We start from the raw sequence: 22141 nt of genomic DNA, 5'->3' as shown, positions 1-22141 counted from the left end.
GCAGAGTCAGAGCTTCTGCGTGCGGAGCTCGTGGCCCTTCGACGTCAGGCAGCGGCCGGTTTCGAGGTTCCAGTCCCAACCGTGCAGGTTGCAGGTGAGCTTCTTGCCCTCGACGATGCCGAACTTCGTCAGGTCCGCTTTCAGGTGTGGGCAGCGACGTTGTATCTCGTAGCCGCCCATCGTGATCGTGGCGGTGTCGTCGTGTGCCTCGGAGAACCAGCCGTCGGCATAGGCGATGCGCTCGTCGGTAAGGCATTTGAAGAACGTGTACAGGAATTCGTTGTAACCGCCGACGCGTCGGGCCCGGAAACGGGTGGACAGGAAGATCGAGTTCACCCAATCGGGCTCCTGATCACGCACAGCGGTGCGGACCAGTTCCGGCGGAATGGTGAAGCTGTAGCGGAACTTTTCGTCCGAGATCGGCTCTCGCACAATTCTTTTCGGAAAGTCCAGCACGACGATTTCGTCGCCCATCGTGATCCCGACGGGGTAGCCGATGCCGTCGCAGATCAGGTCCGTCTGCGCCATGATCGGCTCGAACAGCTCCCGCAACGGCTCGAGCAGCGGCTCGCCCTCGGCCGGAGCCCAGCCGGCTTTCTCGGCCGCGATGACCGATGCCTGACGCTGGGCGTAGGCCTCGATGTACTCGGCCTTGCCGGTGGTGAAGATGGCCTCCGCCTCGGCGGTGGGAATGGGGTGCTCGTGCGAGAGCAGCTCGGAACCGTCGAACGTTGCGGCGGTGCCCGGCATCATCAACAGACCCTTGTCGTGCCCGTGCAGGCGCATCTGCTCGAGAAACACCATCTGGTCCGGGAACACGTTGGCCGGGTCGCCGTAGACGTCGTTGAGGAAGCGCAGATCGTCGTCGAGGAAACACGGCGGGCCGGCCGACGGAATCACCCAGGTGGAGCCGACCTGTTCGATGTACTGGCGCGCTCGATCCATCTGCCGCTGACGCTTCTGGATGCCGAAGTTCTTCTTCGCCCGCGAGACCATGTCGTAGACCATCGGGTACCAGATCGCGCCCGAGTACTGCAGCATGTGCACATCGACGGGGCCGAAGTTCTCGGTCATCACGTCCAGGTCCACCGGCCGTGCGTCGTTCATGTTGAACGCCACGGTCTTTCCGTCGGAGACGACCAAGCCCGAGTCGCCGATCGGACCGTCGGCTGGTGCACGCAGCGCAATGATCATGATGTCGAGATCGCCCTTGGGGCCGGAGATCGTGTGTTTGACCGAGTCCGTCGTCTCGTAGAACTTGTGGAAGCCGAGCTTCTCGAGCTCGTGCTTGAGGTCGAGCACCGGGTAGTCCGGCAGCAGCACGGTCGCGTCCTTGTTGACGTGCTCGGCCAGGTTCCGTGGATCGAAGTGGTCCTTGTGCAGGTGCGAGACGTACAGGTAATCGCAATCACCCAACTCGTCCCAGTCCAGGCCCGAGTTGTCGGGGAACGGGAACCACGATGCGTAGAACGACGGGTTCACCCACGGATCGCACAGGATGCTCCCGGCGTCGGTCCGAATATGGAATCCCGCATGTCCCACGCTGGTGACCTGCACTGATTTACCTCCTACGAGCCGGGCTTTTCAAAGCTCCATCGTATGCGCCGTTTCGGGCGGCTCTAACCCAGCGCGCAGTTGACGAGGTCACACTCGGGCGTGAGCGTGACGCCGAACTTCTCCTGCACACCGTCTCGCACGTGCGCGGCGAGCGCCATGATGTCCGACGCGGTCGCCGCGCCTCTGTTGGTGATGGCCAACACGTGTTTCGACGACAATGCCGCGGTGCCACGCCCGAATTCGGTGCCGTAGCCGCGCGGGAAGCCTGCGTTCTGGATCAGCCAGGCAGCCGGGATCTTGGTTCCCGCGGGGTCGGGAAAGCTGGGCGCGTGCGCAGCGGCCTCGGGCACCTCGGGCAGTACCGGGTTGAGGAAGAACGATCCGACACTCCACGTGTCGTGATCGCTCGCGTCGAGCACCATCCCCCGCTCGCCGCGCAGAGCCAGTACGGCGCCGCGTACGTCCGGCACCGGTACGACGTCGCCGATCTGCACGTCGAGACGCTCCGACAGTGCCGCGTAGCGCACCGGTAGAGACTCGGTCGTCTTCTTCAGCGCGAACGTCACGTCCAGAATCACGTACCGCGAGGATCGCTTGAACACCGACGACCGGTGCGTACCGAAACCGCACTGCGCCGGCGTCCACACCGCCGTCTCCTCGGTCTGCCGGTCGTAGACGGTGAGACTGTGCAACAGCTCCGACGTCGACGCGCCGTACGCGCCGACGTTCTGGATCGGCGTCGCGCCGGTGGTTCCGGGAATGCCCGACAGCGCTTCCATCCCGGACAGACCTGCATCGATCGTCGCCTGCACGACGGCATCCCACTCGACGCCCGCATCGACGGTCACGATCTCGCCGTCGATGTCCAGCCGCGAGCCGGTCACCTGAATCACCCGACCGTCGAACCCGTCATCTCCGACGACCAGGTTGGATCCACCGCCGACGACCAGCACGTCGGTTCCGGCCCGATCCGCGTCGCGCACCAGCGAAACCAACTCGTCACCGGTCGTCGCGACACAGAATTCACGGGCCGGGCCGCCCACTCGAATAGTGGTGAGCTCCGAAATTGCAGTAGGCACGGACTCTCACGCTACCGGTCGCGCACGAGCGCTGGAGTCACCCGGTAACCTGCGGGGATGCCTCGCCCCATTGAGCACAGCTCGACTGTGCCCGCCTCCGCCGACAAGGTCCACGCCGCACTGACATCCGAGCAGTACTGGAAGGACCGCATCGAGCAGATCGGCGGCCCCGGTGCCAGCCTGAAGAGCGTCACCGTCGGCGACGGCACCATCGACGTCGTCATGACCCAGTCCGTCCCCGAAGAGGAGTTGCCGTCCGCGGTGACCGCCTTCAAGAAGGGCGACCTCATCATCGAACGCACCGAGAGCTGGGGACCGTTAGACGGCACCCACGCCGCGGGCACGTTCGGAGCCACCGTGGAGGGGGCACCGGCTCGCATCACCGGCACCACCACTCTCGACGGTAAAGGCGATACGACGACCGTCGCACTGGCCGGCACCACCGAGGTCAAGGTCCCCATCTTCGGCGGGAAGATCGAATCGATGATCAGCGAGCAGGTGCTCTCGCTCATCGACAACGAGCAGGACTTCACCGGTAACTGGATCGCCGCACAGGCGAACAGCTAGCCTGGCGCACTATGGCTCGCCGAATGAACTACTCCGCCCGGTTCACCCACTCGACGCAGCAGGTCTATGCAGCGCTGTCCAGTCGCGATCACTGGGACGCGCGCATCGAGGAGATGCGTAAGTACTCGGAGAACGAGCTGAAGAGCTTCGAGGTGTCCGACGCCGGAATCGACATCGTGATGCACCACGTCATCCCGCGCACCGAACTGCCCGACATCGCGCAGACGGTGATGAAGAAAGACATGGTCATCACCCGCAACGTGCACTTCGACGCGTACGAGGAAGTCACCGCGGGCCACTACGACGCGTCGATTCCGGCCGGTCCGGGTTCGTTGAAGGGCACCACGTCGCTCTTCCCCACCAACGGCGGTTCGACCCTGCGCACCTCCTCGGAGGCCAAGGTGTTCCTGCCGTTCATCGGCGGCAAGCTCGAGCAGCTCATGCTGGTCAACCTCATCGACCTGTGGCGCGGCGAAGGCGAAGTGACCGCCGACTGGCTCGAAAAGAACGCCTAGCCCACTGAAGGGGCCTGAAGGCGTCATCACCCGCGGCACCACCGGCATCAATCGGTTGCGTCGCAGCGACCGATGGCTCATGCACGATGCCGATGTTCGACGCGTCCTGCGCGAATCACCGGATCCCCTCGTCGTCGACCTCGGGTACGGGGCGATGCCGAACACGACTCTCGAACTCGCGGGCAGACTGCGCACCGTCAGGCCCGATCTCCGAGTCACCGGTCTGGAAATCGACCCCGCCCGCGTCGTACCGGGGAGTGACGGCGTGGAGTTCGCCCGTGGCGGATTCGAGTTGGCCGGTCTACGCCCGAACCTGGTGCGTGCGTTCAACGTACTGCGGCAATATCCCGAGGACGCGGTTCCTGCTGCCTGGCAACGCATTCAGTCTCGCCTGGCACCCGGCGGCCTGCTGGTGGACGGTACGTGCGACGAGTTGGGTCGACGCTGCGCGTGGGTATTGCTCGACGCCGAAGGCCCGCGGTCTCTGACTCTGGCCTGGGATCCGTTCGATGTCGAGATGCCGTCGGACATCGCGGAGCGACTCCCGAAGGTGTTGATACACCGCAACATCGAGGGCGAGCTGATCCACGATCTGCTGCAGCGAGCCGATCGAGCGTGGTCGGTCTCGGCGCCACTGGCCCCTTTCGGTCCCCGCCTACGCTGGCGCGCGGCTCTGAAAATACTTGCCGAACAGGGGCTTCCGATCACTCTCCCCCGCCGTCGCATGCGAGACAACGTGCTCACGGTGCCCTGGGCGACGGTTGCGCCGAGATGAACGATCTACCCCTCACGGTCAGACCGTGCGCGCCCGAAGACCTTTCGAAGCTCGAGCAATGGTCGAGCACAGATCCGGTCGACTGGGTCGATCGCGCTCGTCTCCACGAGGGTATGGCGTCGGGCAATTACCGATACGAGTGGACCTGGCTTGCCGAACGCGCGGGACGTCCGGTCGGGCGCGCTGTGTGGTGGGGCCGTCCGGGCGCAAGCAGCCCCGTCACCCTCGACTGCTTGTCGGTCGTGCGTGCCGAGAAGCGACCGGCCGACGTCGGCGCTGGCCTGATCAGCAGCGCTCGCGCGGCCTTCGAGCACACCGCCGATCTCGAATTCAATGTCGATGTGGCGGTGAACAATTGGAGAGCCGACTCGTTACCGTCGGCATTGGCGTGGCGCAAATCGGCCGCGCACCGGGGTGGTTTCACCCGCACGACCGAACGCGTTTCCTTCGCCCGAACCGCTGACGATCCAGTGCCCGAGGCCTCGACTCGTCTGCACTTCTCGGCGGGCACCGATGCGCAGTTCCTCGCAGTGTTCGAGGCAGTCGCAGCCGGAAGCCTCGACTCCCATACCCGCGCCATGGTTGCCGAACACGGAGTAGCCGCACTCGCGGAAGACGATCTCGCCTTCTACGGTTCCCTACCGGGGCGACGCGAGGCCTGGCAGATCGCGAGCCGACCCGATGGCACGACTGTGGGCTTCGTGGTGCCGACGAGAAATGCCTACGCCGCGGCCATCAGCTATCTCGGAGTGCTTCCCGAGCATCGCGGTCAGGGGTACGTCGACGATCTGCTGTCGCAGATGGTCCGGATGCACCACGACAACGGGCAATCCCGCATCGTCGGAACAACCGATGCGGTCAATGCCCCCATGCGTTCTGCCTTCGAGCGCGCAGGTTTTGCCGTCACCCGTACCCGGATCGTGCACGCGGGCCGGTGATCACGTGCAGGCAGACAAGGCCAGTTCGACGCGTTCGGCCACTCGATCGGTGCTGCTGCCGGCCTCGGAGTACAGCGCCTGCGGGTCGACGCGACCGATCGCCACGGCGTCGCACACCACCTCGTCGAGGGTCAGTTGCGAGATTCCACCTGCAGCGAGATCGAGCACCGTCCGTACCGGCGTGGTGATGTTGAACGTGCCGGCCGATTCGACGTCGCGAGGCTCGAGCCGCAGACGGTGAACCGCAAGTCGGGTATCGCTCAGGCGTAGGTCCCCGAACGCGCACAGGTGCACGAACTGCGGGTGCAGGTGACCGAATCCGTGCAACTCGGCGGCGCTCTGGTGCGAGATCACTGCCTCGCCTCCGAACCAGGCGCACCACATCGCGAACACCTCGAGCTCGCTGTGCGGCCATTGGCCCAGTCGGAACAAGTTGCGCTCGACGCGGGTCCACGTGTTCGTCGCCAGGTTGACGCGCACCATTGCCGAATCGAAGCCGAGCTCACCGGCCTGCTCGGCGGTGAAATAGCCGTCTTGACGAGTGGCGAGCGAGTGCAGTTCCTGCACACTCGGTCCTGTCGTACCCATGCCGCAAGCGTACGGCAAAATGTGTTACAGATCACAAACTTTGGTACCGGAGACATCTCTTCGGCGAGTTTCACAGAGCTTGCTCAGAATCATCGGGAAGACTGCCGGGAATGTCCTCCACAGCCAAGCGCAGCAGCGTGCCGTTGATTGCAGTCTCCGTCGTTGTAGTCCTCCTCGTCGCCGTCATCGGTGGCGAGTTGTTCGTGCGTCAACAGATCAAATCGTGCCTCGCCGGCCAGCTCGAATCCGAGCTCGGCAGCCAGGTCGAGGTCGATCTCGGCCTCAAGCCGGTTCTGCTGTCCTTGGTGGACAAGAAGGTCTCGTCGGTCACCGTCGACAGCGACGACGCGCGATTCGGGCCGGCCGAGGGCATGGTCGTCCACGCCGAGGCACGGGATCTGAACCTCACCCAGTCCGCGGATTCCGGCGGCACCATCGGCAGCTCGAGTGCGGATATCTCGTGGTCCACCGACGGCATCACCCGCACCCTGCAGAGCCAGGGCATCGGCGCGATCGTCTCGGGCGTCACCTCGGATGCATCGGCGGGCACCCTCGAATTCGCCGTCGGTGCGCTCGCGAAGCTGACCGTCAAGCCGCAGGTCGCCGACGGCAGGGTCGACTTTCAGACCGTCGACGCGTCGATCCTGGGTCTCGGTATCCCCACCGACCTGGTCGACTCCGTCGTCGGAGTGCTGACCGACAGCCTGCAGGCGTATCCGTTGGACATGACCCCGACGTCGCTGACCGTCACCGACTCCGGCATCGAGCTCACACTCGAAGGCGGGCAGTACACGATTCCCGCGACCCAACAGAACCAGAATCAGCAGACCCCCGAGGGCTGCTCACTCGTCGCGTAATCCATGTGCGCGGTAACTCGTAGCAGAGTACGAGTTACCGCGCACGTGCGACGCAGTCGCTCTAGCCCAAACCGTCGAGCACCGCACGGGTACCCGACAGCCCCAATCGTGTTGCGCCGGCGTCGATCATCGCCAGGGCGGCCTCCGTCGTACGGATGCCGCCGCTGGCCTTGACGCCCAGTCGACCGCCGACGGTCTCCGCCATCAATCGCACGGCCTCGACGCTCGCGCCGCCGGCCGGATGGAAACCGGTGGATGTCTTGACGAAGTTCGCGCCGGCGGTTTCTGCTGCGCGGCACACTTCGACGATCGCTTCGTCGGACAGCGCTGCCGATTCGATGATCACCTTGAGTACGGCATTGCCGATGCCTTCACGGACGGTCACGATGTCGGCCAGAACGGCGTTGTAGTCACCGGCAATGGCGGCTCCGACATCGATCACCATGTCGACCTCGTCGGCACCCTGCTGCACCGCGAGGCGCGCCTCGGATCCCTTGATCAACGAATGATGCTTGCCCGACGGGAATCCGGCGACGACCGCGGTGAGCATTCCCTCGGCGCGAATCGGCAGCATCGACGGCGAGACGCACACCGCGAGGACTCCGAGCTCACGGCCCTCCTCGATGAGCGCGGTCACGTCGGCGGTCGTGGCTTCCGGCTTGAGCAGCGTGTGGTCGACCATTCCGGCGAGGGCGGCGCGGGTGAGTGTCATGTGGTCCAGCTTTTCACAGCTCTGCCATTCGCAGCCCTGTCGGTCTACGATTTTCGGTCATGACCGCAGCGTCGCTCGCCGCCACCTTCAATGCCACCAGCAGGGAATTCGACGCGGTGACGCCGCAGGTCTGGGGACCTGCCGGGCAGTCGCTGGCCTTCGCGCTCGAGTTGGCGTCCGGCGACGCCGTTCTGGACGTGTGCTCCGGCACCGGGGCATCGGCAATTCCTGCGGCGGCCGCCGTCGGACCCGACGGCATCGTGCATGCCATCGACCTCGCCGACGATCTGTTGGAAGTGGGCCGGGTGAAGGCCACCGATCGGGCACTGCGCAACATCGACTTCGTCGTTGCCGACGCCACCGAGTGGCAACCCCCGTCGACCGTTCCCGTCGCCGGATACGACGCTCTGGCCTGCTCGTACGGCATCTTCTTCCTTCCCGATCCAGAGCAGGATTTTGCGCGACTCGTCTCGTTGGTTCGTCCAGGCGGGCATGTCGGATTGACGGTGTGGCGCAAGGGCTCGGTCAGGGAGTACTCGGGCGCGTTCTTCGACGTGATCGGCAGACGCTGGCCGCCGAGCGCGGGCCCGGCTCCCGACCCGACGGCCGAAGTCGACGATCACCCGATCCGCAGGATGGAGACAGCGGATCTCCTCGGTGCCTGGCTCACCGCAGCCGGCACCTCCGATGTCCGGGTCGTCGAGCTGTCCAACCATGTTCCGGCGACACAGTCGTTCGTCTGGGATTTTGTGCTGGGCAGTGCACTGCGCGGTGCGCTGACTCCGTTCGACGACGGAACTCGCACGCAGATCCGGGCCGAGTTCTCGGCTCTGTTGACCGAGCGCGGGATCGATTCGATCGATCTCGGGACACTGGTGGCAACCGGGGTGCGCACGCCCTGAGAGAATCGTCGGCATGAGTTCTTCCGTATCCGAGGATCGCCGCTACGTTCTGTCTCTCGGTTGCCCCGACAAGACGGGCATCGTCGCCCGCATCTCGACCTTCCTCGCCGAGGTCGGTGGTTGGATCGTCGAGGCTGCCTATCACGCCGATCCCGACACCGGCTGGTTCTTCACCCGGCAGGCTGTACGGGCGTCGTCGGTGGACATGAGCATCGATGATCTGCGTGCACGGTTCGCCGAGGTGGCCGCCGAGCTGGGCCCGGAAACCGAATGGGCACTGCATGATTCGGGCGAACCCAAGCGCGTGGTACTGCTCGTCAGCAAGGAAGCGCATTGCCTGCACGATCTGCTCGGACGGGCGGCGGGCGGCGAACTGCCTGCGCAGATCTCCGCGGTGATCGGCAATCACAAGTCGCTCGAGCCGATTGCCGCCGCGCACGGCACACCGTTCCATCACGTCGAGTTCGCGAAGGATCCGGCCGAGCGCGGACCCGCCTTCGAGAAGGTGCGCTCGCTGGTCGATTCCTACGACCCCCACGCAGTGGTGCTGGCGCGCTTCATGCAGGTTCTGCCGGAATCGCTGTGCGCGCACTGGGCGGGCCGGGCGATCAACATCCACCACAGCTTCCTGCCGTCGTTCGTCGGTGCCCGGCCCTACCACCAGGCCTTCGCGCGGGGCGTCAAACTGATCGGTGCGACGTGCCATTACGTCACCGCCGAGCTCGACGCGGGTCCCATCATCGAGCAGGACGTCATCCGCGTCGACCATTCCGACGAGGTCACCGACATGGTGCGTCAGGGCCGCGACATCGAGAAGCTGGTGCTCTCCCGTGGTCTGCGTTGGCACCTGGAGGATCGGGTGTTGGTGCACGGCCGCAAGACCGTGGTGTTCAGCTAGAGATTTCTCAGCCGAACCACTTCGGTGTTGAATTCGTCGATTGCTTCCACCGAGCTCATGTGTCCGATGCCGGGGATCACGATCAATCGGCTCAGATGGTCGTGATCGTCCAGGGCGCGGGCGAGTTTGCGGGCGTGCACCGGCGGGGTCAGTCGGTCGGCAGATCCGACCAGGACGCTGGTGGGGACGGACATGTTCGCCAGCGCCTCGCGGATGTCGAGGTCGCTGATGGCCGCGCCCCAGATGCCTCGTGTGCGCGGGGCGCATTCGAGCACGATCTTCTCGCAGAACGCCACCTCGGCTGCGGTGGCTCCGGGAGCCATCGAGATGTATTTGATGGCTTGGCGCGTCACCGGCGACGGCCGCAACGGCAGCGCCGAGCTCAGCACTGCTCGACCGACCGGCGCCGGAACGCGCGGGAATCGCTGCGGCAACGGGATGACAGTGGTCTCTCGGACGAGAGAGTCGGTCGCGGTGCTGGCGAGGAGCACGGCACTGACGAGTCGATTGACCTGTTCGGGGTAGTTTCCGGCCCACGCCATGATCGACATACCGCCCATGCTGTGCCCCACCAGGACGGCCTTGTTGTCTTCGACGACAGTCGCGGCGAGCACCGCAGCGAGGTCGTCGGCCAGCACGTCCGGGCTCAGAGGCCGCGTTCCGACGTCGCTGCGGCCGTGGCCGCGCTGGTCGTACGCTATGACGCGGTATCGGCCGGCGAGGGCGTTGATCTGCGGAAACCAGTAGTCGGCCGAGCAGGTCCACCCGTGGCTGAAGACGATCGGTTCTGCATCGGCATCACCGTAGCTACGGACGTGCAGGTGAGCTCCGTCGTCGGTGACCACCTCGGTGATGTGCGGCTCGATCGTGGGGTGCTGCAGAAGCTCGTCCGGCCGAACGTCCGTCGTCTTGGTGAACGAATGCAGGCGACGCCGCCGGACGACGAATGCACCGACCGATGCCGCCGCGGCCGCGCCGCCGATTCCGAACAGCACACGTTCGACTACCTTGCGTGAAACCACAGAAAATCCCCTCTACCTCGACCCCCTGGCGGGTTCGGTAGACGGTACGCCCACAATCCCGTGGGCGTCGATGCGCCTGCCTACCAGCGGGGTCCGCGCTGAATGCTGTCGATCTTGGGTCGGACGTCGACAAGGTAAACGCACACCGCGACGACGCCGATGATGCCCAGGAATCCGATCACTCCGGAGACCAGGATAAGGAGCAGACCCACGAACAGGATGGCCAGCCAGGCGGTCTTGGTGAGCTTGTCCACGGCAGGAAAGGCGTCGGCGCGCTGACGCAGCGCGTGGAAGATCGCGAATCCTGCGCCTACCACTCCGAGGATCTGCAGAAAGGTAAGGATGTAGTAGCTGAAGCTGCCGGCGATGCTCACGCGGTCAGTGTACGAGAAACGACCCCCGCACCGCGCGGCGCAGGGGTCGTTTTCTTTACGAATGCTTTAGCGAGTGGTCTTCTTCGCCGGAGCCTTCTTGGCCGGAGCCGGGGTGGCCTTCTTCGCAGCCGGCGCCGGTGCCGTCTTCTTGGCCGGAGCCGGGGTCTTCTTGATGGGCGAGTTCGCGTTGCTGCGAGTCTTGGCCTCGACCGTGCCCGCGACACCGCTCACCTTGTCGGAAGCCTCGATGGCCTTGTCCTTGGCCTCGTCGCCTGCTTCGTCGATGTTCTCGGCGAGCTCGTCGGCTGCGTCGGAGATCTCCTCGGCACCCTCACGAACCTTGTCCGACGCGATGCCGGCCAGAGCTGCGGCGCGCTCGCCGACTGCGCGAGTCTGCGAAGCGACGGTTCCGAGAGCCTGCTCGGTGAGGTCGACGACGTCGTTGGCTGCCGAGTTGGCACGCTCGAGGCCCTCTTCGACGGCGGGCGTACGGCGAATGCGCTCGACGGCCTCTTCGCCGCGCTCGGCGAGGGACGTGTACAGGTCGGAAGCAACCTTGAGGTACGCCTCGGCAACCTTGCGCAGCTCTTCCGGGGTGAAGCGCTCACGCAGTTCGGCGATTTCGTCGGGGAGTTCCGCGGGCAGGGCAGCGAGGCGCTCGCGCAGGTTCTCCACGCCCTCGGTGACCTCTTCGGAGATGTCGGCGAGCCGAGCGTTGACCTCGCTGGTGCGGCTCTCGGCGCGCGAGCGCACCTGAGCGACGACGTCGGCTACGGCCTGGACGACAGCGTCGCCTGCACCGACGGCTGCAAAGATGGGGGTCTTGACGTTCTCGAAGTTCTTGGAATCAGACATCGGGTGTCTCCTGTTCGTCGGGTTCGGGCTCTTGCGTCGACTCGTTCTCACGACAGAACGAGTCGTAGATCTCGATCAGCACTTGCTTCTGCCGTTCGGTGATGTGCTCATCGCCGAGCAGAGCTTCGCGCACCGGACCGTGGGGACGCGCTTCCAAGATCCCGGCCCGGACGTACAGCACCTCCGAGGAGACGCGCAGACCCTTGGCTATCTGCGCTAGTACTTCTGCGGACGGGTTGCGCAGTCCGCGTTCGATCTGGCTCAGGTAGGGGTTGCTCACTCCGGCCCGACTGGCGAGTTGCCGCATGGATACCTGAGCGGCTTCCCGCTGCGACCGGATGTAGCTCCCGATGTCCTGCGCTGCAGTCGTCACGACTGAAGCGACAAGATCCCCCGCCTCGGCGACAACCTGCGTCGCCTCGGTCGCCTTGGCGACCAGATCCCCCTCGTTCTCGGCCATCTCGGCCTCCTGTTTTCGGTGTCCTACTGGACGGTACCGAAGGGTGCTAACTATTGCAAGCACTCTGCTAGCACTAGTGTCCGAAGATCAGGTCCGAGATCGTGTAGATGGCCAATCCGGCGATGGATCCGACGACGGTTCCGTTGATTCGAATGAACTGAAGATCACGTCCGACCTGCAGTTCGATCTTCTTGCTCGCTTCCTCTGCATCCCACCGAGCAACGGTGTCGCCGATGATCGTGGTGATCTCGTCCGCATAGTTCGCAGCGATGTACCGCGCTCCTCCGAGCAGCCAACCGTCGGCCTTCCCGCGCAATTCGTCATCATCACGGAGACGAATTCCGAAGTTGACGGTGTTCTCCTTGATCTTGGTGCGCAACGTACTCGTGGGATCGTCGACCGACTCGGTGATCAGGCGCTTGGCGACCTTCCAGGTGGCCGCAGCCAGGCCGGTGATCTCCTCGCGGCCCATGATCTGCGCCTTGAGCTTCTCGGCCTTCTCGATGGTGGTGGGGTCGTGCTGCAGATCGTTGGCGTAGTCGATCAGGAACTTGTTGGCGGCAAGACGCACGTCGTGCTCGGGGTTGGACCTGATCTTCCAGGTGAACTCGACGAGCTCCTTGTAGACCTTCTCGCCCAGCAAGGTGTCGACGAACTTCGGCGACCAGTTCGGGGAATCCCGGGCCACGACGCGATCGATCATTTCCTGGCTGCCCAGAGCCCATTGATGAGCCCGCTCGGCCAGCATGTCGATCAGTGGCAATTGGCGGTTCTCGCGGAGCAACTCGTCGAGAATGCGGCCGATGGGTGGCCCCCACTGCGGATCGGCGAGTCGGCGCACGATGGTGCTGTCGATCACCGCGGTGATGTCCTCGTCGTTGAGCACATCGACCACACCGTGCAACACCGTCGCCGCCTCGGCAGCGACGCGTTCGGCGTTGTCGGGCTGGGCGAGCCAGGTACCCAACCGCAACGGAACCTGCGCCGACGCGACCTTCTCCGACACCACCTCGGGCGCTAGGAAATTACTGCCGACGAACGAGCTCAGGCTTGCACCCAGCTGGTCCTTCTTCTTCTTGATCAACGCCGTGTGGGGAATCGGGATGCCCAGCGGATGCTTGAACAGCGCGGTCACCGCGAACCAGTCCGCGAGCGCGCCCACCATTCCCGCCTCCGACGCCGCGCGTACGTACCCCACCCACGCGCCCGCACCCGTCGACTCCTGCCACCGGCAGAACAGGTAGACGATGGATGCGAAGACGAGAAAGCCCGTCGCGACCGTTTTCATCTTGCGGAGGTCGCGACGCTTGGTGTCGTCGTCGAAGTTCATGAGCTGCACAACCGACATTGTGCCCAGAAATGTGTCGGATCAACCGGACACGGCCTGCAATGGTGTCGGAGAAGGCGCATAGGGTGGAGTTGTGGCGAGAAATACGACGGAGGCAAAGCTGGGCGAGTCCGAGCCGAACGAGGAAAAGCCCAAGGCCGAGAAGCCGGACGGCCGCAAACGTCGGTGGCGCGAGCACAAGATCGCTCGACGCGAGGAACTCGTCGACGGCACGTTGGCCGCGATCCGGTTGCGCGGCCGCGAGATCGGAATGGACGAGATCGCGTCGGAGATCGGTATCTCGAAGACGGTGCTCTACCGGTACTTCACCGACAAGAACGATCTGACCAGCGCCACCATGTCGCGGTACGTCGAGACGACGCTCGCCCCGCGGATCTACTCCGCCATCTCGCACGAACTCGACGAGTACGAGCTCACCCGCGTGGTGGTGACCGCCTACGTCGAGACCGTCGCCACCGATCCCGAGGTGTACCTCTACGTCATGGCGAACAACGCGGGCAACAACCGCGACGTCGTCGCCGAGTCCGAACGGATGATCGCCGAGCTGCTCTCCACCGTCCTCGGTGAGCGACTCCGTCAGCGCGAGATGGATTCCGGCGGATCGGTGCCGTGGGCCTTCGCCATCGTCGGCGCGGTCCAGTTGGCAACACACTGGTGGATTTCCAACAAATCCATGTCGGCGGACGATCTGATCGATTACCTCTGCATGATGATGTGGGGCGGAATCCACGGGGTCGCGATGGCCGACGGCTCCCCCGCCAAATTCAAATCACAACCGCACCCGCTGGTCGATGAGCCGAACGAGTCCTGACGCTCGTCAGTTTGAGAATCGGCCCGGTCGGACATTCGAACGGGTATGACTACCGATACCTTGACCGGACGCCGCATCGCCATTCTCGCTACCGACGGCGTCGAGCAAGTCGAGCTGGTGCAGCCTCGTGAAGCCGTCGAAAATGCCGGAGCCACAGTCACATTGGTTTCGTTGGACCACGGCGACATCCAAGCGATGGAGAGCGACGTCCATGCCGCCGACACCTTCACGGTCGATCGCGTCGTCGCCGACGTCTCGGCCGACGACTTCGATGCGCTGATCCTGCCCGGCGGAACCACCAACCCCGATCAACTCCGCGTCGACGCCGAAGCGGTTGCCTTCGTGCGTGATCTCGTCGCCGCAGGCAAGCCGGTGGGCGTGATCTGCCACGGAGCCTGGACGCTCGTCGAAGCCGACGTACTGAAAGGACGAACGTTGACGTCCTACCCGAGCATCCGCACCGACATCCGCAACGCAGGCGGGACGGTCGTGGACGAGGAAGTAGTCGTGGACGGCAACCTGGTCTCGAGCCGGAACCCGGACGACCTGCCGGCCTTCTGCGCAAAGATCGTGAAGCATTTCGCCGCTTGATAGGTTAGCGTGCCCTATGCGCATTTCTCGTTCGTTGGCTCTGCCTGCGGCAGCCCTCGCCTTCGCTCTCACCCTGACCGCATGCAGCTCCGACGCCGGTGACGGCGACAGCGCCGATCCCTCCGAGGCCGGCGGAATCGTCGTCACCGACATGTTCGGCGACGTCGAAGTACCGGCAAACCCCCAGCGCGTGGTGGCCCTCGGTTGGTCCGATGCCGAAACAGCGCTTGCTCTGGGTGTACAACCTGTCGGAGCCAGCGACTGGCTCGGTGTGGGCGGAAACGGCTTGGGGCCGTGGGTCGACGAGTCCTACGACACCGACCCCACGATCGTCGGCACCTTCGACGTCGACATGGAATCGGTCGCGGCTCTGGCACCGGACCTGATCCTCTGGACGCGCAGCACGAACGACAAAGCCGTGTACGACCAGCTGTCCGACATCGCACCCACCGTCGCGGCCCCACCGGGAACCGACGTCGCCTACGGCACCACCTGGGACGGCCAGACCGACATCGTCGCCCAAGCGCTCGGCAAGGTCGACGAGGGCAAGAAGCTCGTCGACGACACCAAGGCACTCTTCGACGACACCGTGTCCGCCAACCCGGAGTTCGCGAACAAGACCGTCGCCGTCGGCACGCTCTACAGCGGACAGATCGGCGCCTACGTGCGCGGCGACACCCGCGTCGACTTCCTCGAGTCCCTCGGCCTGACGAACACCCCGGCCGTTCAGAACCTCGCCGAGCCGGGAGCGTTCAGCATCGAACTGTCCGAGGAGAACGTCGCCGCCCTCGACGCCGACCTCACCGTCATGTTCCCCATCGGCACCGGACCCGAGGTGATCACCGACAACCCGTCCATCCAGGGCCTACCGTCCGCACGCGACGGACGCCTCGTGGTACTCGGTGACCAGAACCTGTCCAACGCATTCTCGGCCGCCTCGGTCGCGGGCACCCGATACGCACTCGAGAACGCCGTGCCACTGTTCGCAGCACCACTGAAGGGCTAAATCACAAGTCCCCGGGGGCTTGTCACACTCTCCCCGGCGGGCTTGTCACACCCTCCCCGGGGGGCTTGTCACACCCTCCCTGGTGGGAATCCACCCGCGGCGATGGGGCCCCAGGTGTCGATCACGATGCGTATCAACGACTTTCCCTGCTTCACCATCGCCGCGCGGTACTCGTCCCAATCCGAGTGCTCGCCGGCGATGCTGCGGAAGTACTCAACCAGAGGCTCGACGGCGTCGGGTAGATCGATGATCTCGGCCGTACCGTCGACCTGCACGTAGTCGCCGTTCCAATCGTCACTGTGCACCAGCACCGTGACGGCCGAATTGCGGCAAATGTTCAGCACTTTCGCACGCTCGGGGTAGGTGGCGATCACGATGCGGCCTTCGGAGTCCACTCCGGCGGACACCGGCGAGACCTGCAGACCGTCGTCGCGTTTGCGGGTGATCAATGTGTGGTTATGCCGCGGAGAGACGAACTCGAGTAGCTGCTCACGCGTTGCGGATTCAGCTTTTGCAATCGTAGGGGCCATGCATTCCATCGTAGAGAAGTAGTCTCATCGGTCATGGCCGACAAGTCGAAATTGTGGACGCAATCTCCCGTCGATGTGCTGCGCGCCAGTGCCTCTCCACGCGTGGAGGACATCGATTTCACGGCTACACCGGGTTTCGACGGCAAGAAGGCACACGGCAACGACGTCCTCGAAGAGCGCGGCGCAGTCCTGGCCGCGCTACAGGAGAAGCTCTACGCGCACGGCCGAACCGGTGACAGTCGATCGGTTCTGCTGGTGCTGCAGGGAATGGATACCGCGGGCAAGGGCGGGATGGTCAAGCACGTCATCGGCATGGTCGATCCGCAGGGGGTGGACCTGGCGTCGTTCGGAGTTCCGACGCAGGAGGAGAAGCAACACCACTACCTGTGGCGCATACGAAAGGCACTTCCGCGGGCCGGTCGAATCGGGGTGTTCGATCGCTCCCACTACGAGGACGTACTCGTTGTCGCGGTCCACGATCTGGTTCCACGAGAGGTGTGGGAGCAGCGGTTCGACGAGATCAACGCCTTCGAGAAGGAGTTGACCGACGAGGGGACCATCGTGGTCAAGGTCGCGTTGTTCGTCTCGGCGGACGAGCAGAAGAAGCGTTTGCAAGAACGGCTCGATCGGCCGGACAAGTACTGGAAGTACAACCCGGGTGACGTCACCGAGCGTGGTTTCCTACCGCAGTACCGGACGGCGTATCAGCGGGTTCTCGATCGCACGGATACCGATCACGCACCCTGGTACGTCGTGCCGGCCGACCGTAAGTGGTACAGCCGCTTGGCTGTCACCGAGATCTTGATCGACGCACTCGAGCAGCTCGATCTCGATTGGCCCGCACCCGATTTCGACGTCGAGCTCGAGAAGAAGCGTCTCGCCGAGAGCTGAAAAAGAAGGGCCCGCGACGTGTGGTCGCGGGCCCTTCTTTTCATGCTCGGTGGAGCGTGACGAGGATCAGAACGTCGCTGCGTCGATCACGAAGCGGTAGCGCACGTCGGACTTGACGACGCGGTCGTAGGCCTCGTTGATCTTCTCGGCCGGAATGACCTCGATCTCGGCACCGATGTGGTGCTCGGCGCAGAAGTCGAGCATTTCCTGGGTCTCGGCGATGCCGCCGACCATGGAGCCTGCGAACGACCGGCGGTTGGCCAGCAGGTTGAATGCGGGCACCTCGAGGGGCTTCTCGGGAACGCCGAGCTCGACGAGAGTGCCGTTGCGGGCCAGCAGTCCCAGGTACTTGCCCATGGGCAGGTTCGCGGACACGGTGTTGAGGATCAGGTCGAACTTGCCCTGCAGATCCTTGAGCGCGGAGGTGTCCTTGGTGGCGTAGTACTCGTCTGCACCGTAGGCCTTGCCGTCGGCTTCCTTTGCGTCCGTCTGGCTCAGCACGGTGACGTGTGCACCCATGGCGTGGGCGATCTTGACCCCGATGTGTCCGAGGCCGCCCATGCCGATGATGGCGACCTTCTTGTCGGGGCCCGCTCCCCAGTGCTTGAGCGGCGAGTACAGCGTGATGCCTGCGCACAGCAGTGGCGCCGCGACATCGAGCTCGACGCCCTCGGGGATGCCGAGCACGAACTTCTCCGTGACGACGATCTGGGTGGAGTAACCGCCGTTGGTGAACTCACCCTCGTAGGTCGTCGAGTTGTAGGTCTGGACGACGCCCTTGGTGCAGTACTGCTCGTCGCCGTCCTTGCATGCCTCGCACTCGCCGCACGAGTCCACGAAACAGCCGACGCCGACGCGGTCGCCCACCTTGCGGCTGGTCACATCGGTGCCGACCTCGGCAACGATGCCGGCGATCTCGTGTCCGGGAACGACCGGGTACGTGGTGCCGCCCCACTCGTTGCGGGCGGTGTGGATGTCGGAGTGGCAGATGCCGGCGAACTTGACGTCGATGAGGATGTCGTTGGGGCCGAGAGCGCGTCGCTCGATCGTCGCCTTCTCGAGCGGAGCGTCAGGAGCGGTGGCCTGGTAAGCGGTAGCTGAAGTCATAACTACATTGCTACCTACGCATCTGTGTAAGCGCAACACAGCTACCGCTTCGACCAGGCTATTCCTGGGCTAAACGAGTCGTTCGCAACAGTAACGTCAGCCGTTCTTGGCGATGTTCGCTCCGAGCCACAGGCCGTACGCACCCAGACCGACCAGTCCGATCTTGCGAGTCTTGGGGTACGCGATCGCGATGCCGACTGCCAATTCGGTGGCACCGTTGCGACTGATCCAGGTTCGCGTGTCCTTCGGGAACGGGAGCTTGGTGATTCCCTCGAAGGCCTCGGGGACCACGAAGTGGGCGGCGCCGGTGGCGGCCAATCCGATTCCGAATGCCTTGGTGACCAGACCGTTCGACTTCTTGGACTTGCTCACTGACGCGCTCCCTGCGATCGACGTGGTTGAACTGGCAAAACGACAATAGCGCTACGAGACGGCGGCTACTTTGCGACCCGGCCGTTCTCGTAGCGATAGAACCCGGCTCCGGACTTCTTGCCCACCTGCCCGGCCTCCACCATGCGCAACAGCAGCGAAGGGGCGGCGAACAACGGCTCCGCGAACTCGGAGTGCATCGAATCCGCAATGGCTTTCACGGTGTCGAGGCCGATCAGATCGGCGAGTGCAAGCGGCCCCATCGGGTGTGCGAGTCCCAGCACTGTTGCCTTGTCGACGTCTTCCTTGGTGGCGAATCCGGATTCGACCATCCGAATGGCCGAGAGCAGATACGGCACCAGCAGCGCGTTGACGACGAAGCCCGAGCGGTCTGCGGAGCGCACCACCTGCTTGCCGAGAATGTCGCCTGCGAACCTCTCGGCGCGGTCGGCAACTGCCTCGGAGGTCGCATCGGTGGTGACGAGCTCGACGAGCGGCAGTACCGGCACCGGGTTGAAGAAATGCAGTCCGACAATTCGGTCCGGGGCCGTGGTGGCAGATCCGAGCGTCGTGATGGGAATGGAGGAGGTGTTCGAGGCAAGTACGGCACCGGGGTCGATCACAACGGCGTCGAGCTCGGCGAAAATGTCGGCCTTGACCTTTTCGTCCTCGAGTACCGCTTCGACGACGAGTTGACGGTCGGCGAAGTCTGCGAGATCGGAGGTGAAACGCAGGCTGCATGCTGCTTGCTCACGCTCGCGTTCGGTGATCTTGCCGCTGCTGACACCGCGGTCGAGCGATTGCAGGATACGGCTGCGACCGGCTGTCGCGAGTTCGCGAGTCTGCTCGTACACCAACACGTCGACGTGTGCGCGGGCGCAGACCTCCGCGATTCCTGCCCCCATCTGCCCGGCTCCGACGATCCCCACCCTCTCGACCGTCAAGGCAAACTCCTTTGAAATGCATTGCACAACAACAGCTTTAGGCGAGATGAGGGTAACTCTGATGGGGTACGAGCAAACGTGCCCAGATACGAGTCAGGCGGCCCGCAACGAAACGCTGGGGCCGCCTGACTAGTGCGCTGAAGATCCGGAGAGGCGGAACTACTTAGTGGAACTGGCCTTCTTCGGTGGAGCCCTTCAGTGCTGCCGTCGAGGTGTTGGGGTCGACGGTGGTGGCGATGCGGTCGAAGTAGCCTGCGCCAACCTCACGCTGGTGCTTGATGGCGGTGAAGCCGCGCTCTTCGGCAGCCTTGAACTCGCGCTCCTGCAGGTCAACGAATGCGGTCATGCCTTCGCGGGCGTAGCCGTGTGCCAGGTCGAACATGCCGTAGTTGAGCGAGTGGAAGCCTGCGAGGGTGATGAACTGGAACTTGAAGCCCATCGCGCCGAGCTCCTTCTGGAACTTCGCGATGGTGGCGTCGTCCAGGTGTGCCTTCCAGTTGAACGAAGGCGAGCAGTTGTAGGCGAGGAGCTGGTCCGGGAACTCGCTGCGAACCGACTCGGAGAACTTCTTGGCGACCTCGAGGTCCGGCACGCCGGTCTCCATCCAGATGAGGTCTGCGTACGGTGCGTAGGCCTTGGCGCGAGCGATGCAGGGCTCGATGCCGTTCTTGACGCCGAAGAATCCTTCTGCGGTGCGGGTTCCGTCGAGGAACTCACGGTCGCGCTCGTCGACGTCGGAGGTGATCAGCGTGGCTGCCTCGGCGTCGGTGCGGGCGATGATGACGGACGGCACGTCTGCGACGTCCGATGCCAGACGTGCGGAGGTCAGGGTGCGGATGTGCTGCTGGGTGGGGATGAGCACCTTGCCGCCGAGGTGGCCGCACTTCTTCTCCGACGCGAGCTGATCTTCCCAGTGCACACCTGCGGCGCCGGCCACGATCATGGCCTTCTGCAGCTCGTAGGCGTTCAGTGCGCCACCGAAGCCGGCTTCGGCGTCGGCGACGATCGGTGCGACCCAGTTCTTGACGGACGTGTCGCCCTCGATCTTGGCGATCTCGTCGGCGCGCAGGAGTGCGTTGTTGATGCGGCGGACGACCGACGGCACCGAGTTGGCCGGGTAGAGGCTCTGGTCCGGGTACGTGTGGCCCGAGAGGTTCGCGTCGCCGGCAACCTGCCAGCCGGAGAGGTAGATCGCCTGGAGGCCGGCGCGAATCTGCTGCACGGCCTGGTTGCCGGTGAGGGCACCGAGCGAGTTGATGTAGTCCTCGTTGTTCACGAGGTCCCAGAGGATCTCGCTGCCGCGGCGAGCGAGTGTCGCTTCTTCGACGACGGTGCCCTGGAGGTCGGAGACCTGCTGTGCGGTGAAGTTACGGGTGACGCCCTTCCAACGGGGGTTGGTGTCCCAATCCTGCTGGATCTCGGCGGTGGTCTTCGGGGTGCCGGTGGTCGACATCTTCAGCTCCAGTCTCTTCTGCTTCTCGGCCTGCCTCGAGACGAATCTTCACATCGTTGCCAGGCCCTTCTGGTGTACTCCAAAACAATGGCACAACCGAAAACATGCGTCTACCAGTTGTTAGTGCCAATCTTGGCTAGCTTTCCCGGCACCCTTGCTAAGTTTGCAAATTTTCGACTGCCACAAACCTCGCCGATCGGACGGCTGTGTTACTCGCCGGTAGCGACGAATCCCCAGTTGATGAACGCAATGCACAAAAACTCATACAGGACGCTTGTACGGTTTGGCGACGGCGTCTGAATCGAGTCAGAACTGCAGCGTGATGTGATCGACATCACAGCTGTCTCGTCCCACGATGTGAGCATGGCACGGGTTGCTCCACTCGACACCACTTTCGCGGGGATCCCCCGACCGACGCCACCGAGTGGAGCAGAAATTGCACTCATCCGCAGGCTGGCACCTGTCCACAGGGCTTTCGATTTCCCCAGGTCGAGCGTCGAAGACCACCCACGCCATCGCCGACGCGATGCGGCAACGGAGAGTTGGCCCGTCAGGTCCGGTTGGCAGTGACGAGGTTCGCCTCGGAACCGGAGCGGGCCCTCGGCCGGGCATTGCATCGGATCGGCCCGTATCTGGAGATGAATGCGACAGTCGGCTCGTTCGTCTGCGACCTCGTCGACCGTCGCAGCCGAACGATCATCGAGGTGGACGGACGCGAATTCCACAGTGCAGGAGAGGTGTTCAGCAAGGATCGACGTAGACAGAACGCCCTGGTACTCGGTGGCCGGTTGATGCTGCGCTACTCGGCGTTCGATGTGCTTGCCGCGCCGGACGTGGTGGCTGCCGAAATCGCGTCGGTTGTCAGGCGGCGTCGGGAATCGCGGCGATGAGAGAGCACACCGTGCTTCACTCGCCGGGCCGCACGAGGGATTTACCGGATCCACCGCGCCGAGTGGAGCACCCATTGCATCAGGCGCCGCGATGAACCCACA

At 64.2% G+C, this 22141-nt stretch carries 26 protein-coding genes; 12 read left to right on the top strand and 14 right to left on the bottom strand.

Annotation, left to right across the window (positions count from 1 at the left end; genetic code table 11):
- Positions 1-6: 6 nt before the first annotated feature.
- Together CH286_RS13975 and CH286_RS13970 are read right to left on the bottom strand one after the other, a co-directional pair.
- Entirely contained in the window at positions 7-1557 is a 1551-nt protein-coding gene (locus CH286_RS13975; RefSeq protein ID WP_094609489.1) for an MBL fold metallo-hydrolase, read from the bottom strand.
- A gap of 62 nt (positions 1558-1619) precedes the next feature.
- Entirely contained in the window at positions 1620-2636 is a 1017-nt protein-coding gene (locus tag CH286_RS13970; protein WP_094609488.1) for a UDP-N-acetylmuramate dehydrogenase, read from the bottom strand.
- A gap of 57 nt (positions 2637-2693) precedes the next feature.
- Here CH286_RS13970 and CH286_RS13965 point away from each other — a divergent pair, with 57 nt between their 5' ends.
- The 4 genes from CH286_RS13965 to CH286_RS13950 all read left to right on the top strand — a co-directional run bounded on the left by CH286_RS13965 (position 2694) and on the right by CH286_RS13950 (position 5431).
- On the top strand, positions 2694-3203 hold the full coding sequence (locus tag CH286_RS13965) for a DUF2505 domain-containing protein (RefSeq protein ID WP_094609487.1): 510 nt from the start codon (positions 2694-2696) through the stop codon (positions 3201-3203).
- Between the two features lie 11 nt (positions 3204-3214).
- Positions 3215-3718 carry a DUF2505 domain-containing protein gene (locus CH286_RS13960; RefSeq protein ID WP_032380350.1) on the top strand — a complete coding sequence of 168 codons (504 nt, stop codon included), beginning with the start codon at positions 3215-3217 and terminating at the stop codon, positions 3716-3718.
- Between the two features lie 79 nt (positions 3719-3797).
- The gene (locus CH286_RS13955; protein ID WP_032401839.1) at positions 3798-4493 is read left to right on the top strand and encodes a class I SAM-dependent methyltransferase; all 696 of its coding nucleotides are present in this window, start codon (positions 3798-3800) and stop codon (positions 4491-4493) included.
- Positions 4490-5431 carry a GNAT family N-acetyltransferase gene (locus CH286_RS13950; RefSeq protein WP_094609486.1) on the top strand — a complete coding sequence of 314 codons (942 nt, stop codon included), beginning with the start codon at positions 4490-4492 and terminating at the stop codon, positions 5429-5431. The genes CH286_RS13955 and CH286_RS13950 overlap by 4 nt, the downstream gene beginning before the upstream one ends.
- Here the strand turns inward: CH286_RS13950 and CH286_RS13945 are convergent, their stop codons facing one another.
- The gene (locus tag CH286_RS13945; RefSeq protein ID WP_032380348.1) at positions 5432-6019 is read right to left on the bottom strand and encodes a type IV toxin-antitoxin system AbiEi family antitoxin domain-containing protein; all 588 of its coding nucleotides are present in this window, start codon (positions 6017-6019) and stop codon (positions 5432-5434) included.
- Positions 6020-6129: 110 nt separating this feature from the next.
- Here CH286_RS13945 and CH286_RS13940 point away from each other — a divergent pair, with 110 nt between their 5' ends.
- On the top strand, positions 6130-6876 hold the full coding sequence (locus CH286_RS13940) for an LmeA family phospholipid-binding protein (RefSeq protein WP_176458237.1): 747 nt from the start codon (positions 6130-6132) through the stop codon (positions 6874-6876).
- A gap of 61 nt (positions 6877-6937) precedes the next feature.
- Here CH286_RS13940 and deoC read toward each other — a convergent pair whose 3' ends face one another.
- Positions 6938-7588 (bottom strand): deoxyribose-phosphate aldolase, encoded by a 651-nt coding sequence (deoC, locus tag CH286_RS13935; RefSeq protein WP_037171891.1) that lies wholly within the window; start codon positions 7586-7588, stop codon positions 6938-6940.
- A 59-nt stretch (positions 7589-7647) separates the two neighbouring features.
- Here deoC and CH286_RS13930 point away from each other — a divergent pair, with 59 nt between their 5' ends.
- Together CH286_RS13930 and purU are read left to right on the top strand one after the other, a co-directional pair.
- Positions 7648-8490, top strand: coding sequence for a class I SAM-dependent methyltransferase (locus CH286_RS13930; RefSeq protein ID WP_094609484.1), 843 nt, complete (start codon positions 7648-7650; stop codon positions 8488-8490).
- Between the two features lie 13 nt (positions 8491-8503).
- The gene (gene purU, locus CH286_RS13925) at positions 8504-9388 is read left to right on the top strand and encodes a formyltetrahydrofolate deformylase (protein WP_032401836.1); all 885 of its coding nucleotides are present in this window, start codon (positions 8504-8506) and stop codon (positions 9386-9388) included.
- Here the strand turns inward: purU and CH286_RS13920 are convergent.
- From CH286_RS13920 to CH286_RS13900, 5 genes are all read right to left on the bottom strand, one after another.
- Positions 9385-10410 carry an alpha/beta fold hydrolase gene (locus tag CH286_RS13920; protein WP_094609483.1) on the bottom strand — a complete coding sequence of 342 codons (1026 nt, stop codon included), beginning with the start codon at positions 10408-10410 and terminating at the stop codon, positions 9385-9387. The two genes, purU and CH286_RS13920, sit on opposite strands and share 4 nt — an antisense overlap.
- An 80-nt stretch (positions 10411-10490) precedes the next feature.
- A complete protein-coding gene (locus CH286_RS13915; protein ID WP_371828244.1) occupies positions 10491-10778 on the bottom strand; it encodes a DUF2516 family protein in 288 nt (95 codons plus the stop codon).
- A gap of 72 nt (positions 10779-10850) precedes the next feature.
- Positions 10851-11639, bottom strand: coding sequence for a heparin-binding hemagglutinin (locus tag CH286_RS13910; RefSeq protein ID WP_032401833.1), 789 nt, complete (start codon positions 11637-11639; stop codon positions 10851-10853).
- On the bottom strand, positions 11632-12099 hold the full coding sequence (locus CH286_RS13905; RefSeq protein ID WP_052058177.1) for a helix-turn-helix domain-containing protein: 468 nt from the start codon (positions 12097-12099) through the stop codon (positions 11632-11634). Before CH286_RS13905 ends, CH286_RS13910 begins: the two co-directional genes overlap by 8 nt.
- A gap of 73 nt (positions 12100-12172) precedes the next feature.
- A complete protein-coding gene (locus CH286_RS13900; RefSeq protein WP_032380340.1) occupies positions 12173-13447 on the bottom strand; it encodes a DUF445 domain-containing protein in 1275 nt (424 codons plus the stop codon).
- A 73-nt stretch (positions 13448-13520) separates the two neighbouring features.
- Between CH286_RS13900 and CH286_RS13895 the strand changes: the two genes are divergently transcribed.
- Genes CH286_RS13895 through CH286_RS13885 form a run of 3 tightly spaced genes read left to right on the top strand, consistent with a single transcriptional unit; the run spans position 13521 to position 15855 of the window.
- Positions 13521-14258, top strand: coding sequence for a TetR/AcrR family transcriptional regulator (locus CH286_RS13895; RefSeq protein WP_052058179.1), 738 nt, complete (start codon positions 13521-13523; stop codon positions 14256-14258).
- A gap of 45 nt (positions 14259-14303) precedes the next feature.
- Positions 14304-14849 (top strand): type 1 glutamine amidotransferase domain-containing protein, encoded by a 546-nt coding sequence (locus CH286_RS13890; protein ID WP_094609482.1) that lies wholly within the window; start codon positions 14304-14306, stop codon positions 14847-14849.
- A gap of 16 nt (positions 14850-14865) precedes the next feature.
- Entirely contained in the window at positions 14866-15855 is a 990-nt protein-coding gene (locus CH286_RS13885) for an iron-siderophore ABC transporter substrate-binding protein (RefSeq protein WP_094609481.1), read from the top strand.
- Between the two features lie 68 nt (positions 15856-15923).
- Here CH286_RS13885 and CH286_RS13880 read toward each other — a convergent pair whose 3' ends face one another.
- Positions 15924-16385, bottom strand: coding sequence for a PPOX class F420-dependent oxidoreductase (locus tag CH286_RS13880; protein ID WP_094609620.1), 462 nt, complete (start codon positions 16383-16385; stop codon positions 15924-15926).
- Between the two features lie 33 nt (positions 16386-16418).
- Between CH286_RS13880 and CH286_RS13875 the strand changes: the two genes are divergently transcribed.
- Positions 16419-17276, top strand: a complete 858-nt coding sequence (locus CH286_RS13875) for a polyphosphate kinase 2 family protein (RefSeq protein ID WP_032401830.1) — start codon at positions 16419-16421, stop codon at positions 17274-17276.
- 66 nt (positions 17277-17342) lie between these two features.
- Here CH286_RS13875 and CH286_RS13870 read toward each other — a convergent pair whose 3' ends face one another.
- The 4 genes from CH286_RS13870 to aceA all read right to left on the bottom strand — a co-directional run bounded on the left by CH286_RS13870 (position 17343) and on the right by aceA (position 21149).
- Positions 17343-18383 (bottom strand): NAD(P)-dependent alcohol dehydrogenase, encoded by a 1041-nt coding sequence (locus CH286_RS13870; RefSeq protein ID WP_032401829.1) that lies wholly within the window; start codon positions 18381-18383, stop codon positions 17343-17345.
- Positions 18384-18479: 96 nt separating this feature from the next.
- The gene (locus tag CH286_RS13865) at positions 18480-18755 is read right to left on the bottom strand and encodes a hypothetical protein (RefSeq protein ID WP_032401828.1); all 276 of its coding nucleotides are present in this window, start codon (positions 18753-18755) and stop codon (positions 18480-18482) included.
- A gap of 65 nt (positions 18756-18820) precedes the next feature.
- Positions 18821-19696, bottom strand: coding sequence for a 3-hydroxybutyryl-CoA dehydrogenase (locus tag CH286_RS13860; protein WP_032401827.1), 876 nt, complete (start codon positions 19694-19696; stop codon positions 18821-18823).
- A 163-nt stretch (positions 19697-19859) separates the two neighbouring features.
- Positions 19860-21149, bottom strand: coding sequence for an isocitrate lyase (gene aceA, locus CH286_RS13855; protein ID WP_027498404.1), 1290 nt, complete (start codon positions 21147-21149; stop codon positions 19860-19862).
- A 566-nt stretch (positions 21150-21715) separates the two neighbouring features.
- Between aceA and CH286_RS13845 the strand changes: the two genes are divergently transcribed.
- A complete protein-coding gene (locus CH286_RS13845) occupies positions 21716-22039 on the top strand; it encodes an endonuclease domain-containing protein (RefSeq protein WP_052058181.1) in 324 nt (107 codons plus the stop codon).
- The last annotated feature ends 102 nt before the right edge of the window (positions 22040-22141 follow it).

The organism is Rhodococcus sp. WWJCD1 (genome assembly GCF_002258735.1).
Taxonomy (GTDB): domain Bacteria; phylum Actinomycetota; class Actinomycetes; order Mycobacteriales; family Mycobacteriaceae; genus Rhodococcoides.
The sequence above is the reverse complement of the archived record's forward strand: the minus strand, read 5'-3'. Positions and strand labels throughout refer to the sequence as shown.